General features: G+C 59.1%; 16 protein-coding genes and 2 pseudogenes. 10 read left to right on the top strand and 8 right to left on the bottom strand.

The genetic code is table 11. From position 1 onward, the window contains the following. Positions 1 to 30: 30 nt before the first annotated feature. Positions 31 to 783 (bottom strand): annotated as a pseudogene (locus KGB20_RS28390) (peptidoglycan-binding protein); the annotation flags it as partial. A 242-nt stretch (positions 784 to 1,025) separates the two neighbouring features. Between KGB20_RS28390 and def the strand changes: the two are divergent. The 5 genes from def to KGB20_RS28415 all read left to right on the top strand — a co-directional run bounded on the left by def (position 1,026) and on the right by KGB20_RS28415 (position 5,739). Next, positions 1,026 to 1,532 (top strand): peptide deformylase, encoded by a 507-nt coding sequence (gene def, locus KGB20_RS28395; RefSeq protein ID WP_150812665.1) that lies wholly within the window; start codon positions 1,026 to 1,028, stop codon positions 1,530 to 1,532. Between the two features lie 69 nt (positions 1,533 to 1,601). Then, positions 1,602 to 2,561, top strand: a complete 960-nt coding sequence (gene fmt, locus KGB20_RS28400) for a methionyl-tRNA formyltransferase (RefSeq protein ID WP_154909735.1) — start codon at positions 1,602 to 1,604, stop codon at positions 2,559 to 2,561. Further along, positions 2,558 to 3,868 carry a 16S rRNA (cytosine(967)-C(5))-methyltransferase RsmB gene (rsmB, locus tag KGB20_RS28405; RefSeq protein ID WP_090452281.1) on the top strand — a complete coding sequence of 437 codons (1,311 nt, stop codon included), beginning with the start codon at positions 2,558 to 2,560 and terminating at the stop codon, positions 3,866 to 3,868. Before fmt ends, rsmB begins: the two co-directional genes overlap by 4 nt. A gap of 22 nt (positions 3,869 to 3,890) precedes the next feature. Next, positions 3,891 to 5,267, top strand: coding sequence for a Trk system potassium transporter TrkA (gene trkA, locus KGB20_RS28410; protein WP_057712646.1), 1,377 nt, complete (start codon positions 3,891 to 3,893; stop codon positions 5,265 to 5,267). Positions 5,268 to 5,424: 157 nt separating this feature from the next. Next, complete coding sequence (locus KGB20_RS28415; RefSeq protein WP_102669489.1) at positions 5,425 to 5,739, top strand: tetratricopeptide repeat protein; 315 nt, start codon at positions 5,425 to 5,427, stop codon at positions 5,737 to 5,739. Position 5,740: 1 nt separating this feature from the next. Here KGB20_RS28415 and KGB20_RS28420 read toward each other — a convergent pair whose 3' ends face one another. The 3 genes from KGB20_RS28420 to tag form a co-directional block, all read right to left on the bottom strand. Next, positions 5,741 to 5,980: a PilZ domain-containing protein gene (locus tag KGB20_RS28420; RefSeq protein ID WP_154909737.1), complete on the bottom strand. Its 240-nt coding sequence runs from the start codon at positions 5,978 to 5,980 to the stop codon at positions 5,741 to 5,743. Between the two features lie 161 nt (positions 5,981 to 6,141). Further along, positions 6,142 to 7,029: a lysophospholipid acyltransferase gene (locus tag KGB20_RS28425; RefSeq protein ID WP_057712648.1), complete on the bottom strand. Its 888-nt coding sequence runs from the start codon at positions 7,027 to 7,029 to the stop codon at positions 6,142 to 6,144. 40 nt (positions 7,030 to 7,069) lie between these two features. Continuing rightward, a complete protein-coding gene (tag, locus tag KGB20_RS28430) occupies positions 7,070 to 7,627 on the bottom strand; it encodes a DNA-3-methyladenine glycosylase I (RefSeq protein WP_057712649.1) in 558 nt (185 codons plus the stop codon). Positions 7,628 to 7,708: 81 nt separating this feature from the next. Here tag and glyQ point away from each other — a divergent pair, with 81 nt between their 5' ends. The 5 genes and pseudogenes from glyQ to KGB20_RS28455 all read left to right on the top strand — a co-directional run. Beyond that, positions 7,709 to 8,662, top strand: coding sequence for a glycine--tRNA ligase subunit alpha (glyQ, locus tag KGB20_RS28435; protein ID WP_003187265.1), 954 nt, complete (start codon positions 7,709 to 7,711; stop codon positions 8,660 to 8,662). Next, positions 8,659 to 10,713, top strand: coding sequence for a glycine--tRNA ligase subunit beta (gene glyS / locus KGB20_RS28440; protein WP_057712650.1), 2,055 nt, complete (start codon positions 8,659 to 8,661; stop codon positions 10,711 to 10,713). The genes glyQ and glyS overlap by 4 nt, the downstream gene beginning before the upstream one ends. A 4-nt stretch (positions 10,714 to 10,717) precedes the next feature. Next, positions 10,718 to 11,257 carry a D-glycero-beta-D-manno-heptose 1,7-bisphosphate 7-phosphatase gene (gmhB, locus tag KGB20_RS28445; RefSeq protein ID WP_167362881.1) on the top strand — a complete coding sequence of 180 codons (540 nt, stop codon included), beginning with the start codon at positions 10,718 to 10,720 and terminating at the stop codon, positions 11,255 to 11,257. 83 nt (positions 11,258 to 11,340) lie between these two features. Then, positions 11,341 to 12,120 carry a lysophospholipid acyltransferase family protein gene (locus KGB20_RS28450; protein ID WP_057712652.1) on the top strand — a complete coding sequence of 260 codons (780 nt, stop codon included), beginning with the start codon at positions 11,341 to 11,343 and terminating at the stop codon, positions 12,118 to 12,120. Between the two features lie 281 nt (positions 12,121 to 12,401). Continuing rightward, positions 12,402 to 12,584: pseudogene (locus KGB20_RS28455) on the top strand (helix-turn-helix domain-containing protein); the annotation flags it as partial. 60 nt (positions 12,585 to 12,644) lie between these two features. On the opposite strand, the gene gyrB reads toward KGB20_RS28455, so the two are convergent. The 4 genes from gyrB to dnaA are packed head-to-tail and all read right to left on the bottom strand — an operon-like array spanning position 12,645 to position 18,855. Next, positions 12,645 to 15,062: a DNA topoisomerase (ATP-hydrolyzing) subunit B gene (gene gyrB / locus KGB20_RS28460; RefSeq protein ID WP_102669486.1), complete on the bottom strand. Its 2,418-nt coding sequence runs from the start codon at positions 15,060 to 15,062 to the stop codon at positions 12,645 to 12,647. Between the two features lie 5 nt (positions 15,063 to 15,067). Next, positions 15,068 to 16,171 carry a DNA replication/repair protein RecF gene (recF, locus tag KGB20_RS28465; protein ID WP_007969883.1) on the bottom strand — a complete coding sequence of 368 codons (1,104 nt, stop codon included), beginning with the start codon at positions 16,169 to 16,171 and terminating at the stop codon, positions 15,068 to 15,070. Between the two features lie 20 nt (positions 16,172 to 16,191). Next, entirely contained in the window at positions 16,192 to 17,295 is a 1,104-nt protein-coding gene (dnaN, locus tag KGB20_RS28470; protein ID WP_007969885.1) for a DNA polymerase III subunit beta, read from the bottom strand. Positions 17,296 to 17,334: 39 nt separating this feature from the next. Beyond that, entirely contained in the window at positions 17,335 to 18,855 is a 1,521-nt protein-coding gene (gene dnaA, locus KGB20_RS28475; protein WP_154909739.1) for a chromosomal replication initiator protein DnaA, read from the bottom strand. Between the last annotated feature and the right edge of the window lie 484 nt (positions 18,856 to 19,339).

The raw sequence follows: 19,339 nt of genomic DNA on the forward strand, positions 1-19,339 counted from the left end.
ATAACTCTGTTGGTAACTTGTGAAGCACTCTTACGGATTTCGTACCTTGTCCATCACCGACAGTGAGCGCGAGGCGCTGAGCACCAGCCCATAACTGAGTTTGTCGTAGGTACGGAAAACCATCAGCAAACCGGCGCGCTCATCAGGAATTTTCAATGGCTGGCCAGTGATCCGGTCCCTTACGGTTTCACCGGTTTTCATTACCGCCAGCAGATTGCCTTCGGCCAGACCGTCGCGCTGACCCTTGTTCAGCGTTACCACATCCAACTCGCCAATCTGCGTGACCCCACGCGGTACATCGATGATCAAACCGTTGATTTCGTGGCTCGGTGCGCTGGGCGTGAAGGTCGAGTTGATCGCGCGCTCTTCACCGCTGAACAAGCGATCGCCGAGGCGGACCTCCTGAGTCGTGCGCAGCAACTCCAGGGTGGCAACGTCACCTTCGATGGCCACGACATCGCCGCCGCCGATATCGTCGGCGTTGATCCCCAGAATTTCCTTGCTCTGCGGATCGGTGTAGACCTTGCCTTGGCGGAAGATACCGTACGCCGGTTGCGCCGGATCGAAATGGCCGCGGGCAAAGATGCGGTCACCCGCGCCGCTGAGCACCCGTTCGGAATCACCAGCGACGATGTAAGGCGCCTTGTCGAATTCCTCGGCCTTGTCGACGATGCGGTTGCTCAGCAGAAAGCTGTTGATCGACTTCAGAGCAATGCTGGGGATAGCCTCGGTCACCGGGCTGCTGCGAACCTGAGGCGACAGCTTTATGGTGGGAATCTCTTCCCGAAGCTGCCCTTGCCCGTACGCCCAACCTACCGAAGCCAGGAGCAGCAGGGCGAGTAGTGATTTCCTCATGCGGTGAATCCCTTTATTATGTGCATTCGCGTGAAACGCCAGAGCCGTCAGTGGCTCGCTCCCGGCTTGCTTGTCAACAAAAGGGAGCTACGTTTTACAACGGTAGCCTGCCTCTTCGGACCGCCAGGCCATCGACCCGACCTTACTTCACACGTGCACTTATCAAGCTTATGGCCATTTTAAACATCCTCGAATTCCCTGATCCGCGTCTGCGCACTATCGCCAAGCCAGTGGCCGTAGTGGACGACGAAGTGCGTCAGTTGGTCGACGACATGTTTGAAACAATGTATGAAGCGCCTGGCATCGGCCTCGCCGCTACCCAGGTCAACGTGCACAAACGTATCGTCGTGATGGACCTCTCCGAAGACCGCACCGAACCGCGAGTGTTCATCAACCCCGAGTTCGAACCCCTGACCGACGAGATGGAGCAATACCAGGAAGGCTGCCTTTCGGTACCCGGCTTCTATGAAAACGTCGATCGCCCGCAAAGGGTCAAGGTCAAGGCGCTGGACCGCGATGGCCAACCCTACGAACTGATCGCCGAAGGCCTGCTCGCGGTGTGCATCCAGCATGAATGCGACCACCTCAACGGCAAATTGTTCGTCGATTACCTGTCGACGCTCAAACGCGACCGCATCAAGAAGAAGCTGGAAAAACAGCATCGCCAAAACGCTTGATGCCCTCCTTCAAAGGCTTGCCGCGGCAAGCCTTTTTCTTTTCAAGATGCTTTGCAATAGAGAACACCCATGACTGAGCCACTGCGCATCGTCTTTGCCGGCACCCCCGAATTCGCCGCCGAACATCTCAAGGCCCTGCTCGACAGCCCTTACGAGATCGTTGCGGTCTACACCCAACCGGATCGTCCGGCCGGTCGCGGGCAAAAACTGATGCCGAGCCCGGTCAAGCAGCTTGCTCTGGAGAACAATATCCCGGTGCTGCAACCGCCCACTCTGCGCAACGAAGATGCTCAGGCTGAACTGGCTGCACTGAAGCCGGACTTGATGGTGGTGGTCGCCTACGGCCTGATCCTGCCGCAAGTGGTGCTGGATATTCCGCGCCTGGGTTGCATCAACAGCCACGCCTCACTGCTGCCACGCTGGCGTGGTGCGGCACCGATCCAGCGCGCCGTGGAGGCGGGCGACGCCGAAAGTGGCGTGACCGTGATGCGCATGGAAGCCGGCCTCGACACCGGGCCGATGTTGCTGAAAGTCGCCACGCCGATCAGCGCCGAAGATACCGGCGGCAGCCTGCACGATCGCCTGGCCGAAATGGGCCCGCCGGCTGTAGTCCAGGCGATTGCCGGCCTCGCCGACGGAACCCTGGAGGGCGAAGTGCAGGACGACAGCCTCGCTACCTATGCGCACAAATTGAACAAGGACGAAGCACGCATCGACTGGAGTCGCCCGGCGGTTGAGCTGGAGCGTCTGGTCCGTGCCTTCAACCCGTGGCCCATTACCCACAGCACCTTGAACGGCGAAGCCCTGAAAGTACTGGCCGCAAACCTCGCCGAAGGCAAAGGCGCCCCGGGTGAAATCCTCGGCGCCAGCAAGGACGGTCTTATCGTCGCGTGCGGCGAGCAGGCCTTGTGCCTGACCCGTCTGCAATTGCCCGGTGGCAAGGCGCTGAACTTCAGCGATCTGTTCAACAGCCGTCGCGAGAAATTCGCCACCGGCACTGTCCTCGGCCAAGTGGCGGACGCTCAATGAATCCGCGTCTGGCCGCCGCCAAGGCACTCGCTGCCGTCCTGAACGGAAAAGCCTCGCTCAACAGTTCGCTGCCTACGCAGTTGGACAAGGTCGAGGACCGTGATCGCGGCTTTACCCAGGACCTGGCGTTCGGCACCGCGCGCTGGCAGCCACGTTTGTCGGCGTTGGCGGCCAAGCTGCTGCAGAAGCCGTTCAAGGCTGCCGACGCCGATGTCGAGGCGCTGTTGCTGGTAGGTCTCTATCAGTTGCTCTACACCCGTGTCCCGGCCCATGCCGCCATTGGTGAAACCGTCGGTTGCGCCGACAAGCTGAAAAAACCCTGGGCCAAGGCGCTGCTCAACGCTGTGCTGCGTAATGCTCAGCGCGAAAGCGAAACGATTTTCGCCGAGTTGGAACGTGATCCGGTGGTGCGCACCGCTCACCCACGCTGGCTGCAGAAATCTTTGAAAGCGTTCTGGCCAGATCAATGGGAAGCCATTTGCGCGGCGAACAATGCGCATCCGCCTATGATCCTGCGGGTCAACCGTCGCCATCACACCCGTGATGCCTACCTCGGTTTGCTGACTGACGCGGGAATTGCCGCCACGCCGTGTGTCTACAGCCGCGACGGCATCGTGCTCGACGCCGCCGCCGATGTGCGCAGCCTGCCGGGTTTCGCCGAGGGCTGGATCAGCGTGCAGGACGAAGCCGCGCAACTGGCTGCCGATCTGCTCGACCTCGCGCCGGGCCAACGGGTGCTCGACGCTTGCTGTGCACCAGGTGGCAAGACCTGCCACATCCTCGAAGCCGAGCCAAAACTGGCCGGCGTCGTGGCGGTAGACCTGGAAGCCAAGCGGCTGGTGCGGGTGCGGGAAAACCTCGAACGCCTGAAACTGAGCGCCGAACTGATTGCCGCCGACGGCCGCGACACTCAGGCGTGGTGGGACGGCAAGCCGTTCCAACGCATCCTGCTGGACGCGCCATGTTCGGCCACCGGTGTGATTCGTCGTCACCCGGATATCAAACTGACCCGCCAACCCGACGACATCGTCGCGCTGGCGCTGCTGCAGGGCGAGTTGCTCGATGCCATGTGGAAAACCCTGGAGGTCGGCGGCATCCTGCTGTACGCCACCTGTTCCACGCTGCCGACCGAGAACACCGAGGTCATCGAAGCCTTCCTCGCCCGCACGCCGGGTGCCCGGGAACTGGACCTCGCCACGGCGGCTGGCATCAAGCAGCCCCATGGTCGCCAGTTGCTGGCCCAGGAAGGTGGCCACGATGGCTTCTACTACGCCAAGCTGATCAAGATCGCCGCCGCGCGCGGTTAAATGGATTCAATGGAGTGACTGGATGAAAATCATCATCCTCGGTGCAGGGCAAGTCGGCGGTTCGCTGGCGGAACACCTGGCCAGCGAAGCCAACGATATTACTGTGGTCGACACCGATGGCGAACGCCTGCGCGACCTTGGTGACCGCCTGGACATCCGCACGGTACAAGGTCGTGGCTCATTCCCGACCGTGTTGCGCCAGGCTGGAGCCGATGACGCCGACATGCTGGTCGCGGTGACCAACAGCGACGAAACCAACATGGTCGCCTGTCAGGTCGCCCATACCCTGTTCCACACCCCGACCAAGATCGCCCGGGTTCGCGAAGCCGCGTACCTGACCCGCGAAGAGCAGTTGTTCCAGAACGAAGCGATTCCGGTGGACGTGCTGATCAGCCCGGAACAAGTGGTCACCAACTACATCAAGCGCCTGATCCAGCACCCCGGTGCCTTGCAGGTGATCGACTTCGCCGAAGGCAAGGCGCAATTGGTGGCGGTGCGGGCGTACTACGGCGGGCCGCTGGTGGGCCAGCAACTGCGGCAGTTGCGTGAACACATGCCGAACGTGGAAACCCGCGTTGCGGCGATTTTCCGTCGTGACCGGCCGATCCTGCCCCAGGGCGACACGGTGATCGAAGCCGACGACGAAGTATTTTTTATCGCCGCCAAGGCGAACATTCGTGCGGTGATGAGCGAAATGCGCCGTCTCGACGAAACCTATAAACGCATCGTCATCGCCGGTGGCGGGCAGATTGGCGAGCGTCTGGCCGAGGCCATCGAAAGCCGTTATCAGGTGAAAATCATCGAGATGAACCCTGTACGCTGCCGTCATCTCTCCGACACACTGGACAGCACGGTGGTGTTGCAGGGCAGCGCTTCGGACCGCGACCTGCTGATGGAAGAGAACATCGCCGACGCTGACCTTTTCCTGGCCCTGACCAACGACGACGAAGCCAATATCATGTCGTCGCTGCTGGCCAAGCGCCTGGGCGCGAAGAAGGTGATGTCCATCATCAACAACCCGGCTTATGTCGATCTGATCCAGGGCGGCGACATCGACATCGCCATCAGCCCGCAACTGGCGACCATCGGCACATTGCTGGCCCACGTGCGCCGGGGCGACATCGTCAGCGTGCATTCACTGCGCCGGGGTGCGGCGGAGGCCATCGAGGCGATTGCCCATGGCGATGCGAAATCGAGCAAGGTGATCGGCAAGGCCATCGAGAACATTGGCCTGCCGCCGGGCACCACCATCGGTGCGATTATCCGCGACGAAGAGGTGATCATCGCCCACGACGACACCGTGATCGAAGCGGGGGACCATGTGATTCTGTTCCTTGTGGATAAAAAACATATTCGCGATGTAGAGAAGTTGTTCCATGTGGGGCTGAGCTTCTTCTGATCCGGGGCCTGCCTTTGCAGGAGCGAGCCCTGCTCGCGATGGTCGTCAACGATAATGCTGGAAACCAGACACCCCGCGTCGCTTTCAGGTTCATCGCGAGCAAGCTCGCCCCTACAGTAAATCAACCCCTGACATGCCTCAGGCAAGGAATCCACCGATGATCGAATCCCTGGAAAAAATGCTCGCCAAGGGTGTGGATAACTCATTGCTACGCTTCGGTCTGGGCAAGGGCTATCTGGATCTGGGGGAAAACGCCAAGGCGGCGGAGCATTTCCAGCGCTGCGTCGAATTCGATCCGAAGTATTCGGCGGCGTGGAAACTACTGGGCAAGGCCCATCTGGCACTGGCGGACGTTACGGCCGCGCGCCAAGCCTGGGAGCAAGGCCTGGAAGCCGCTCGCGCCCATGGCGACAAGCAGGCCGAGAAGGAAATGACGGTGTTCCTGAAGAAGCTCGAGCGTCAGGCGCACTGACTCAGAGATAACGCAAACCGATGCCCTCGGCGTCCACCTGCACCACTTCCATGCGCACCCGCGGCGCGCCTGTGGGTAAGCCCTGCACCTGACCGTAAACCACCGCGCCTTTGGGCAGAGTCGACAGTTTCGGATGCTTGACGTAGACGCCGGTGGTCGACAGGTTGCGCGTCTGGCCCAGGCAATCGCCGATGCTTTCGTGGCTGATCTTGATGCGAAATGATTTGCGGTGTTCGGACATCTTTTTGCGCCCTTGATGAACGGTTGTGGATACGTGCAGGAGCGAGCTTGCTCGCGATGGATGCCAGGGTGCCGCGTTCAACCTGGCAGCCCACATCATCGTTAACGTCCATCGCGAGCAAGCTCGCTCCTACAGGTTATCCACAGAGCGTGCCAAGTCAGTCAGTACCAACGCTCTTCACCCGGTGGGCGCTTCTTGAAGCGCTTCATGCTCCACATGTACTGGCTCGGGTACGCCCGCACATAGCGCTCGACCACTTGGCTCATGGCCGCACAGGATTCTGCCGTATCGGTGCTGTACATGGCCTCTGGCGCGGCTTCAAGGATCACTTTATAGCCCGAACCGTCCGGCAGGCGCAGGGCGTGCAGGAATACGCCAACTGCTTTGCCGCCAGCCAGCATGTTCGGTACGAACTTGCTGGTCAGTGCCTGAGTGGCGAAGAACGGCACGAAGATCCCAGCGGATTCGGACGGTTCCGGGTCAGCGGGAATGCCCACTGCACCACCTTTGCGCACTTCCTTGATGACACTGAGGATGCCTTCCTTGGTGGAAGCGGCGACCTTGTTACCCAATTGCACCCGCTGCTTTTGCAGCAACTCATCCACTGCCTTCAATTTCGGCGGGCGGTAGAAAATGATCGGTTTGCACTGGCTGCAATAGAAGTGATTGAGCACCTCCCAGTTGCCCAGGTGGCTGGTGATGCCGACCACGCCTTTGCCGGAGGCAAGGGCGTCCTTCAATACGTCGAGGCCTTCGACTTCGCGCACCAGGTCGATGGAGCGCTGGGCCGGCCAGATCCAGGCGCAGGCACTCTCGGTCAGGGACTTGCCGATGTCTTTCAGGCTCTGGCCCACCAGGCGTTCACGCTCGGCGGGGTCCATGTCCGGAAAGCACTTGGACAGATTGATCCGTACCACGTCGCGGGAACGGTTCGGGGTTTTCCACATAACCCAGCCAATCGCCGAGCCCACGGCCTGCACGGCCCACCACGGAAGCAGGGCAAACAGCCGCAGAGCGCCTACCAGCAAGGCGCCTTTAAACTTATCCACAGGTCACTCCTGATCTTGTGCTGTGCGCGAGGCGGCCATTCTAACCGCCGTTCGCCAGCTGCGCGTAGCGGTCGCAATCGCGGGTGTGATCCATGACCATGCCCGAGGCCTGCATCAGCGCGTAGCAGATGGTCGGCCCGACGAACGTGAAACCGGCCTTTTTCAAGCCTTTGCTCATTTCCACGGCAGTCGGCGTCACGGCCGGGACTTCGCTGCGATCCTTGAAATGATTGATCACAGGCGTGCCGCCGACGAATGACCATAGAAACGCCACCGGATCCTCCAGCGCCAGCCAGGCCTGGGCATTGCGCCGGGCCGCGTTGAGCTTGAGTCGGTTGCGGATGATGCCGGGATCGAGCATCAGCTCGTCGATTTCGGCATCGCTCATCTGCGCCACGCGCTGCACGTCGAAGCCGAACAAAACTTCGCGATAACGCTCGCGCTTGCGCAGCACGGTGATCCAGGAAAGCCCGGCCTGGAACCCTTCGAGCAAAAGCAACTCGAACAATCCCTGCGCATCCCGTAGCGGCGTGCCCCACTCCTGATCGTGATAAGCCATGTACAGCGGATCTTCGGAACACCAAAAGCAGCGTGGCATAAGGCTCCAGGGGGCGTGCGCAGCAATGAATCGGGTATACTCCCGCTCTTTAAATCGCAGCCCAAGAAACAGGTGAATTTCGTGAGCCAGCCTACGCCAGCCGTGCGTACCTTCCAAGACTTGATCCTCGCCCTCCAGCAATACTGGGCCGAGCAAGGTTGTGTGGTACTTCAGCCCTACGATATGGAAGTAGGCGCCGGCACTTTCCACACCGCAACATTCCTGCGCGCCATCGGCCCGGAAACCTGGAACGCCGCCTACGTGCAGCCAAGCCGCCGTCCGACTGACGGCCGTTACGGTGAAAACCCGAACCGTCTGCAGCACTACTACCAGTTCCAGGTGGTCCTGAAGCCGAACCCGGACAACTTCCAGGAACTGTACCTGGGCTCTCTCAAGCACGTTGGCCTGGACCCGCTGGTCCACGACATTCGCTTCGTCGAAGACAACTGGGAATCGCCGACCCTCGGCGCCTGGGGTCTGGGCTGGGAAGTCTGGCTCAACGGCATGGAAGTGACCCAGTTCACCTACTTCCAGCAAGCGGGCGGCATCGAGTGCTACCCGGTGACCGGCGAGATCACCTACGGTCTCGAACGTCTGGCCATGTACCTGCAAGGCGTGGACTCGGTCTACGACCTGGTGTGGGCTGACGGTCCGTTCGGCAAAGTGACCTACGGCGACGTGTTCCACCAGAACGAAGTGGAGCAGTCCACTTACAACTTCGAACACGCCAATGTCGACAAGCTGTTCGAACTGTTCGATTTCTACGAAAGCGAAGCCAAGCGCCTGATCGAACTCGACCAGCCGCTGCCGTTGCCGAGCTACGAAATGGTGTTGAAGGCTTCCCACACCTTCAACCTGCTGGATGCGCGCCGGGCGATCTCGGTGACCGCGCGTCAGCAATACATCCTGCGTGTACGCACCCTGGCGCGTTCCGTTGCGCAAGCCTACCTGCTGGCTCGCGCCAAGCTGGGCTTCCCGATGGCGACCCCGGACCTGCGTGATGAAGTACTGGCCAAGCTGGAGGCTGCACAATGAGTGCTCTGGATTTTCTGGTTGAACTGGGCACTGAAGAACTGCCACCCAAAGCCCTGAACACCCTGGCCGAGGCGTTCCTCGCCGGTATCGACAAGGGCCTGCAAGCTGCCGGCCTGAACTACGAGAGCAAAACCGTTTATGCCGCTCCGCGCCGCCTGGCCGTGCTGATCACCGCACTGGCCACCCAGCAGCCGGATCGCAGCATCAACCTCGACGGCCCGCCGCGTCAGGCCGCGTTCGATGCTGAAGGCAACCCGACCCAGGCAGCATTGGGCTTCGCCAAGAAGTGCGGCGTCGAGCTGAGCGAAATCGATCAGAGCGGCCCGAAACTGCGCTACAGCCAGAGCATCGCCGGCAAGGCGACTGCGAGCCTGCTGCCGACCATCGTCGAAGATTCGCTGAACGACCTGCCGATCCCGAAACGCATGCGTTGGGGCGCGCGCAAGGAAGAATTCGTTCGTCCGACCCAGTGGCTGGTGATGCTGCTCGGTGACCAGGTCATCGACTGCACCATCCTCGCCCAGAAGGCCGGCCGCGATTCCCGTGGCCACCGCTTCCATCACCCGGAAAACGTGCGCATCGGTTCGCCGTCCAGCTACCTGGCCGACCTGCGTGCCGCCTACGTTTTGGCCGACGCCAACGAGCGTCGCGAGATCATCAGCAAGCGCACCGAAGAGCTGGCCACCCGTCAGGAAGGCACGGCAATCGTTCCTCCAGCGCTGCTCGATGAAGTGACCGCGCTGGTCGAATGGCCGGTGCCGCTGGTGTGCTCGTTCGAGGAGCGCTTCCTCGACGTGCCGCAGGAAGCCCTGATCACCACCATGCAGGACAACCAGAAGTACTTCTGCCTGCTGGACGCCGACGGCAAGTTGCTGCCACGTTTCATTACCGTGGCCAACATCGAGAGCAAGGACCCACAGCAGATCATCGCCGGTAACGAGAAAGTGGTTCGCCCACGCCTGACCGACGCAGAGTTCTTCTTCAAGCAAGACAAGAAGCAAAAGCTCGAAGACTTCAACCTGCGCCTGCAAAACGTGGTGTTCCAGGAAAAACTCGGCAGCGTCTACGACAAGGCCGAACGCGTATCCAGGCTGGCCGCGTTCATCGCTCCACACATTGGTGGTAACGCTCAATGGGCGGCGCGTGCCGGCCTGCTGTCCAAGTGTGATCTGGCGACCGAGATGGTCGGTGAGTTCCCGGAGATGCAAGGTGTCGCCGGTTACTACTACGCCCTCAACGATGGCGAGCCGGAAGATGTCGCGCTGGCGCTGAATGAGCAATACATGCCGCGCGGTGCCGGCGCTGAACTGCCGACCACCCTGACCGGTGCGGCCGTGGCGATCGCCGACAAGCTCGACACCCTGGTCGGGATCTTCGGTGTCGGCATGCTGCCCACCGGTAGCAAAGACCCGTATGCTCTGCGCCGTGCCGCGCTCGGCGTGCTGCGGATCCTGATCGACAAGAAGCTCGACCTCGACCTGACCGACGCCGTGGCCTTCGCCGTCAACTCGTTCGGCAGCAAGGTCAAGGCTGCCGGCCTGGCTGATTCGGTGCTGGAGTTCATCTTCGACCGTCTGCGTGCCCGTTACGAAGACGAAGGCGTGGATGTTGCCACCTACCTGTCGGTACGTGCCCTGAAACCGGGTTCGGCCCTGGATTTCGATCAGCGCGTACAAGCGGTGGAAGCGTTCCGCAAATTGCCGGAAGCCGCTGCACTGGCCGCGGTGAACAAGCGCGTATCGAACCTGCTGAGCAAACTCGAAGGCAGCATGCCGACCACCGTCGAAGCCAAGTACTTCGACAACGCCGCCGAGTTCTCCCTGTACTCGGCGATCCAGCAAGCGGATCAAGCGGTGCAGCCAATGGCTGCGACCCGTCAGTACAGCGAATCGCTGGCGCGTCTGGCCGCCTTGCGCGAGCCGGTGGATGCGTTCTTCGAAGCCGTGATGGTCAATGCGGAGGACGCAAAGGTCCGCGCCAACCGTTATGCGTTGCTGGCACGTCTGCGTGGGTTGTTCCTCGGCGTCGCCGACATTTCGCTGCTGGGTTGAGGGACTGCTGTTGAAACTGCTGATTCTCGATCGGGACGGAGTGATCAATTACGACTCCGACGCTTACATCAAGTCGGTGGAGGAGTGGATTCCACTCCCCGGATCGATCGAAGCCATCGCGCAGTTGAGCAAGGCTGGCTGGACGGTAGCCGTCGCTACCAACCAGTCGGGCATCGCTCGCGGCTATTACGACCTTGCCACCCTCAATGCCATGCACGAGCGCTTGCGCGCGTTGGTGGCGGAGCAGGGTGGTGAAGTCGGCCTGATCGTCTACTGCCCGCATGGGCCGGACGAAGGCTGCGATTGCCGCAAGCCGAAACCCGGGATGTTGAAAACCATCGCCGCTCATTACAACGTGTCGCTGACCGATCTCTGGTTCGTCGGCGACAGCCTTGGTGACCTGGAAGCCGCCAAAGCCGTCGATTCACAGCCAGTTTTGGTAAAGACCGGGAAAGGCGAAAAGACTTTGGGCAAGACCCTTCCGGTTGGCACATTGATTTTTGACGATCTGGCGGCGATTGCCGCAGAACTTATCCACAATTAGAGTGCTTCTGAAATTCCTGATAAAGGACCCATCAGGAGTGCGCTTTATACAGGCGGGCAATTCCCGCAACGGTAAACGTCACCATGTCGATATTGCAGGCCATCAGAACCTTCCTCTTTTACCTGCTGCTGGGCACCAGCTCATTGCTGTGGTGCAGCCTGAGTTTTTTTATCGCGCCGTTTCTGCCCTTCAAGGCACGTTATCGCTTCATCAACGTGTATTGGTGCCGTTGTGCCCTGTGGCTGAGCAAAGTGTTCCTTGGTATTCGCTACGAAGTGAAGGGTGCCGAGAACGTACCTGAACGGCCGTGCGTGATTCAATCGAACCATCAGAGTACCTGGGAGACGTTTTTTCTCTCCGCCTACTTCTCACCGCTGAGCCAGGTGCTCAAACGTGAGTTGCTCTATGTGCCGTTCTTCGGTTGGGCCATGGCCATGCTGCGACCGATCGCCATCGATCGCGACAACCCGAAAGCAGCACTCAAGCATGTGGCTCAAAAAGGTGATGAGTTGCTCAAGGACAATGTCTGGGTGCTGATCTTCCCCGAAGGCACGCGCGTTCCTTTCGGCACCGTCGGAAAGTTCTCGCGCGGTGGCAGTGCCTTGGCGGTCAACGCCGAATTGCCGGTGCTGCCGATTGCGCACAACGCAGGCAAGTTCTGGCCGAAAACCGGTTGGGCGAAGAAGCAGGGCGTCATCACTGTGATCATTGGCGAGCCTATGTATGCCGCAGGCACCGGACCACGAGCCATTGCTGAATTGAACGACCGGGTCCAGGCGTGGAACGAGCAGATGCAACGGGAAATGGGCTCACTGCCACCGGCTCCACAAGCGCCGGTTTCAAACGATCAGGTGGTTGTCTGAGATTCTGTGGATAACCTGTGTACCGTTTCATTGAAAAGCGTCGTTTCTTGTACGTAACATTATGATTTTTTTACATATTTCTTAGAATGATAAAAACCATAAAAACGTGCATAAGTTTTTTTTGGACGTAAAAAAACCGGCGGATATAGCCGGTTTTTTTATACCCATCCACAACGGCTTTGACCATCGATAATCCCAACCCCACGCCATCGATACCTTGGGCGGAAGAAAAGCGTCGGTATTGGCTGAACAGTTCGATCTTCAGTTGCGCGATGGGCAGCGCCTGGTCGCGGGATTACCTGTACGAACGATTCTGGCCCCATGAAGAAGTGTCCTCGTCCCGGCCGCTCGATACTCACGTCTATCGCCTGCGCAACAAGCTTGGGCTGACGGCGGATCGCGGTTGGCAGTTGCTGACGATTTATGGGTATCGGTTGGAGAGTGTGGCACCGGCGAGCGAGTAAAACGCAGGCAAAAAAAGGCCAATGCAAATGCATTGGCCTTTTCGTTGATGTCGACCGGGATCAGAAGTCCAGGTTGGACACCGCCAGGGCATTGCTTTCGATGAAGTCACGACGTGGTTCGACCGCATCACCCATCAGGGTGTTGAAGATCTGGTCCGCGCCAATGGCGTCTTCGATAGTCACTTTCAGCATGCGACGCACGCTTGGGTCCATGGTGGTTTCCCACAGCTGGTCCGGGTTCATCTCGCCCAGACCTTTGTATCGCTGAATGGTGTGGCGTTTGGTGCTTTCGGCCATCAGCCAGTCCAGGGCTTCCTTGAACTCGGTGACCGACTTACGGCGTTCGCCACGCTGGATGTACGCGCCATCGTCGAGCAGGGTGCTCAGTTGAGCGCCCAGGGAAACGACGGTCTTGTAGTCGTTGCTGCCGAAGAAGTCGCGGTTGAAGGTGACGTAGTTCGACAGGCCGTGGGAGATCAGTTCAACCTCTGGCAGCCACACGCCACGCTCACGGTCTTCACGCAGGCTCGCCTTGTAGACCAGACCCGACTTCTCGACAGTACGCAGACGCACTTCGTACTGGGCCAGCCAGTCCTGCATCGCTGCATGATCGGACAACTGATCCATGCTGACAGCCGGCAGGTAGATGAAGTGCTCAGTCAGTTCCTGTGGGTACAGGCGCGACAGACGCTTGAGGGTCTTCATCACCAGACGGAAGTCATTCACCAGACGCTCGAGGGCTTCACCGGAGATACCCGGTGCCTCCTCGTTCAGGTGCAGGCTCGCATCTTCCAGGGCCGACTGCGTCATGTACTCTTCCATGGCGTCGTCGTCTTTGATGTATTGCTCTTGCTTGCCTTTCTTCACTTTGTACAGCGGCGGCTGAGCGATGTAGATGTAGCCACGCTCGATCAGCTCCGGCAGCTGACGGAAGAAGAAGGTCAGCAGCAGGGTACGGATGTGCGAACCGTCGACGTCAGCATCGGTCATGATGATGATGTTGTGATAGCGCAACTTGTCGATGTTGTACTCTTCGCGACCGATGCCGCAGCCCAGCGCAGTGATCAAGGTGCCCACTTCCTGGGAAGAGATCATCTTGTCGAAGCGTGCCTTCTCGACGTTCAGGATTTTACCCTTGAGGGGTAGAATCGCCTGGGTCTTGCGGTTACGCCCCTGCTTGGCAGAGCCGCCCGCGGAGTCACCTTCCACGAGGTACAGTTCGGACAGGGCAGGGTCCTTTTCCTGGCAGTCGGCCAGTTTGCCCGGCAGGCCTGCGATGTCCAGCGCACCTTTGCGGCGGGTCATCTCACGGGCTTTACGTGCCGCTTCACGGGCACGGGCCGCGTCGATCATCTTGCCGACGACCAGCTTGGCTTCGTTCGGGTTTTCCAGCAGGAAGTCGGAGAAGTACTTGCCCATTTCCTGTTCGACCGCGGTCTTCACTTCGGAAGACACCAACTTGTCTTTGGTCTGGGAGCTGAACTTCGGATCCGGCACTTTTACCGAAATGATCGCGGTCAGGCCTTCACGGGCATCGTCACCGGTAGTGGCGACTTTGTGCTTCTTCGCCAGGCCTTCTGCTTCGATGTAGGTGTTCAGGTTACGCGTCAGTGCGGAACGGAAACCCACCAAGTGAGTACCGCCGTCGCGCTGTGGAATGTTGTTGGTGAAGCACAACAGGTTCTCGTTGAAGCTGTCGTTCCACTGCAGGGCAATTTCCACGCCGATGCCGTCTTCACGCTGGACGTTGAAGTGGAACACCTGGTTGACCGGGGTCTTGTTGGTGTTCAGATATTCAACGAACGCACGCAGGCCGCCTTCGTATTTGAACAGTTCTTCCTTGCCGCTGCGCTCGTCCTTGAGGACGATACCGACACCGGAGTTGAGGAAGGACAGTTCACGAATCCGCTTGGCCAGGATGTCCCAGCTGAAGTGGATGTTCTTGAAGGTTTCGCTGGAAGCCTTGAAGTGGATCTGTGTACCGGTGGTTTCGCTGTCGCCAACGATTTTCATCGGCTCTTGCGGAACACCGTGGACGTAAGTCTGTTCCCAGATCTTGCCGCTACGGCGAACGGTCAGGACGAGCTCTTCCGACAGGGCGTTAACTACCGACACACCCACACCGTGCAGACCGCCGGAAACCTTGTAGGAGTTGTCGTCGAATTTACCGCCGGCGTGCAGCACGGTCATGATGACCTCGGCTGCCGAAACGCCTTCTTCTTTGTGTACGTCTACCGGGATGCCACGGCCGTTGTCGCGAACGGTGATGGACTCATCCGGGTGGATGATGATGCTGATGTCGTCGCAGTAGCCGGCGAGCGCTTCGTCGATCGAGTTGTCGACCACCTCGAACACCATGTGGTGCAGACCGCTGCCATCGTCGGTGTCGCCAATATACATACCGGGACGTTTGCGTACGGCATCCAGGCCTTTCAGCACTTTAATGCTCGTTGAGTCGTACGTATTTTCTTCGCTCAATGCCTTCACTCCCGATGGTCGTGGGTCTGGGTGATACGGCCCTGTTCCACGTGGAACAGAGCGACTGGCGTTTCCGTCTGCCAGCCTTCCCTCAATAATTCGTGATCTACACAGGTGATAAATACCTGGCAGCGTAAGTCTTCCAACAAGCGGCAAAGGGCGCGACGGTGGTGCTCGTCCAGTTCGGACGGCAAGTCATCCACCAGATAAATACACTGACCGCGTCGAGCCTGGCTGACCAAGTGCCCTTGGGCAATCCGTAATGCGCAAACCACCAACTTCTGCTGGCCTCGGGACAAGATGTCCGCGGCGTTGTGCGCGCCCAGTCTGAGCCGCAAATCAGCGCGTTGTGGTCCGGCCTGGGTATGTCCCATTTGCTGGTCCCGTTGAAGAGACCCGGCGAGCACAGCACTCAGTTCACGGTCCTTGTCCCAGCCGCGGTAATAGCTGAGCGTCAAGCCTTCAAGCTCAACCAGTTCGCTCAAGGTTTGTTCAAAGACTGGTTTCAAGGCTTTGATATAAGCGCGGCGGTATTCATCGATTTCAGCGCTGGCCTGGCACAGTTCCCTGTCCCAAACCGCTTGCGAAACGGCGTCAAGTGTACCATGCCGCAGCCAAGAGTTTCTCTGGCGCAGGGCCTTCTGCAAGCGCTGCCAGGTTGACATGAAGCGCGGTTCCACGTGGAACACACCCCAGTCGAGAAACTGTCGGCGAATCTTCGGCGCGCCTTCCAACAATCGAAAGCTATCCGGATTGATCAGTTGCAGTGGCAAGATCTCGGCCAGTTGCGCGGCGCTGCGAGCATTCTGCCCATCGATACGGATCTGGAATTCCCCTTGGCGATCCCGTGAGATGCCCAAGGCGCTATGCCCACCCTCCGCCAGCTCAACCTGGCCAAAAACCGTACAGGCAAGCTGTTCGTATTGAATGACCGGCAACAGACGGGTGCTGCGAAACGAACGGGCAAGCCCCAGCAGATGGATGGCTTCCAGAACACTGGTTTTGCCGCTGCCGTTGGCGCCGTAAAGAATATTGATGCGGGGGGAGGGAGAGAAGGTCACCGGGTGCAGATTGCGCACCGCGGTGACCGAGACGCGACTTAAGGACATCTAGCTTCTGCTGAACATGATTACAGACGCATCGGCATGACAACGTAGGCCGAGTCGTCGTTATCCGATTCCTGCACCAGCGCGCTGCTGTTGGAGTCGGACAGGATCAGACGAACCTGCTCCGTGGTCATCACGCCCAGTACGTCGAGCAGGTAGCTCACGTTGAAGCCGATTTCCAGAGAGCCGCCGTTGTATTCAACGCCCACTTCTTCTTCCGCTTCTTCCTGCTCCGGGTTGTTCGCCTGGATCTTCAGCTGACCGCTGGCCAGTTGCAGACGGATACCACGGTACTTCTCGTTGGACAGAATGGCGGTACGGCTGAACGCTTCGCGCAGAGCCTGACGATCACCAAGAACCAGCTTGTCGCCGCCTTTAGGCAGAACTCGCTCGTAGTCCGGGAATTTTCCATCAACCAGCTTCGAGGTGAAGGTGAACTCACCGGTGGTGGCGCGGATGTGATGCTGACCCAGCACGATGCTGACATTGCCGTCCGGCTCGGTGAGCAGGCGAGCCAGTTCGAGGATACCTTTGCGCGGCACGATGACCTGGTGACGATCCGGCTGGCCGATGTCGGCCTGCATCGAGCACATGGCCAGACGGTGACCGTCGGTGGCTACGGCGCGGATGACGCCAGCAGAGACTTCCAGCAGCATGCCGTTGAGGTAGTAACGCACGTCCTGCTGGGCCATGGCGAAGCTGGTGCGTTCGATCAGACGACGCAGCTTGCTTTGCTCCAGGCTGCAGGTCAGCGAACCCGGGCCTTCTTCCACGGTAGGGAAGTCGTTGGCCGGCAGTGTCGACAGGGTGAAGCGGCTACGGCCAGCCTTGACCACAAGCTTCTGCTCGTCGACCTTGATGTCGATCAGCGCATCGTTCGGCAGGCTTTTGCAGATGTCCATCAGCTTGCGCGCCGGCACGGTGATGGAACCCGGATCCGCCGGCTCTTCGAGTTGAACACGACCGACCAGCTCGACTTCCAGGTCGGTACCGGTCAGCGACAATTGCTGGCCTTCGACAACCAGCAGCACGTTGGAAAGTACCGGCAAGGTCTGTCGGCGTTCGACGACGCCTGCGACCAGTTGCAGGGGTTTCAACAGGGCTTCGCGTTGAATGGTGAAATGCATGGTCTAGTCCCTTGCCTTAATTAGCTGCGCTGGTGTTCATCAAGTGGTCAGTGTACGCAGCAGGTTCTTGTAGTCCTCGCGGATGTCCGCGTCGGATTCCTTAAGTTCGTTGATCTTGCGGCACGCGTGCAAGACCGTCGTATGGTCGCGGCCGCCAAACACATCGCCGATTTCCGGCAGGCTGTGGTTGGTCAGTTCCTTGGACAACGCCATGGCGACCTGACGCGGACGAGCGACCGAACGCGAACGGCGTTTGGACAGCAAGTCGGAGATCTTGATCTTGTAGTACTCGGCGACAGTGCGCTGAATGTTATCCACAGAGACCAGTTTATCCTGCAACGCCAACAAGTCCTTAAGGGATTCGCGAATCAGCTCGATGGTGATATCGCGGCCCATGAAGTGCGAGTGGGCGATCACGCGCTTGAGCGCGCCTTCCAGCTCACGGACGTTGGAGCGAATACGTTGGGCAATGAAGAACGCGGCGTCGTGAGGCAACTCGACTTTGGCCTGATCGGCCTTCTTCATCAGGATCGCCACGCGGGTTTCCAGCTCCGGCGGCTCGACCGCTACGGTCAGGCCCCAGCCAAAACGGGATTTGAGGCGTTCTTCAAGGCCTTCGATTTCCTTCGGGTAGCGGTCACTGGTGAGAATGACCTGCTGCCCACCTTCGAGCAAGGCGTTGAAGGTGTGGAAAAACTCTTCCTGGGAACGCTCCTTGCGGGCGAAGAACTGAATGTCATCGATCAGCAACGCATCCACCGAACGGTAGAAGCGTTTGAACTCGTTGATCGCGTTCAGTTGCAGGGCCTTGACCATGTCCGCCACGAAACGCTCGGAATGCAGGTACACCACCTTGGCATTCGGGTTCTTCTTTAATAGATGGTTACCCACAGCGTGCATCAAGTGGGTTTTACCCAGGCCGACGCCACCATAAAGGAAGAGTGGGTTGTAACCGTGCTTGGGGTTGTCTGCCACCTGCCAGGCAGCGGCGCGCGCCAGCTGGTTGGATTTACCTTCAACGAAATTCTCGAAGGTAAAGGTGCGGTTCAGGTAACTGGTGTGCTTGAGCGCACCTTCGACCTGCACGGTACGTTGCTCGGCGCGCACAGGTGCCTGTTGCGAACTGGCTCCGGCCATCGGGTCGAAGCTGTCACGGGAAGGTTCTTCCTCGGAGACTTCAGCCACTTTTTGCGTCGCACGCTTGGTCGACACGGCGGCAGGTGTCGGCGGCGGACTGACGGGTGCTTGAGCAGCCTGGGCCTGGGAAGCCGCAGCAGCCAGGGGAGCGTTTGGCGCGGCACGGGGTGCCGAACTGCGTTTGCTGCCTATTAATAAGGAAAGCGCAGGCGCCATGCCATTGCCGTGCTCATCGAGCAATTCGAGAACACGCCCCAGGTACTTTTCGTTGACCCAGTCCAGAACAAAACGATTGGGTGCATACACACGCAACTCGTCGCCTTCGGCTTCGACCTGTAGTGGACGGATCCAAGTGTTGAATTGTTGGGCAGGCAGCTCATCGCGCAGAAGCTCCACGCACTGCTGCCAAAGTTCCACTGACACGGATATCCCCTAAGTTGAAAGCCGGTGAGGCAAAAACAAGCGGCCATTGTAGCGACCAGACGCCGACTTATCCACACGAAGGTGGTTCATCGACCAAGAAGAATCACCGTTTCATAAGCAAAAAAGGCGACCAGTGGTCTGTGCATAAGCTCTGTGGATAACCAGGGTTAAGGTCATTGCACAAGTGGGGGCGAAACTCGGTGGACAACCGGCCTGTGGATAAAGCGGTCTTTCACACACAGGTTATCCGACAGCGCAGCACAGGCTGAACACTGTTTTCCACCGTAGTTGTCATTCTCTGTACAGCAGGTAAAACAAGGGCTGAATCGAGTTATCCACAGAAGGTGACGAGCCTAGCTTTTATAAGCTTTACAGAAAAGCTTTAAATACTTTCCTTTCTTATTTTTATATCTACGCAAGGTGCAAGTGCTGAAAAACCTCTGGAGATCTATTTATAAGGAAACGTTGGTTGGAAATTGACCTG

It is taken from the genome of Pseudomonas sp. BF-R-30, assembly GCF_019956175.1.
In the GTDB taxonomy this organism is placed as follows: Bacteria; Pseudomonadota; Gammaproteobacteria; order Pseudomonadales; family Pseudomonadaceae; genus Aquipseudomonas; species Aquipseudomonas jessenii.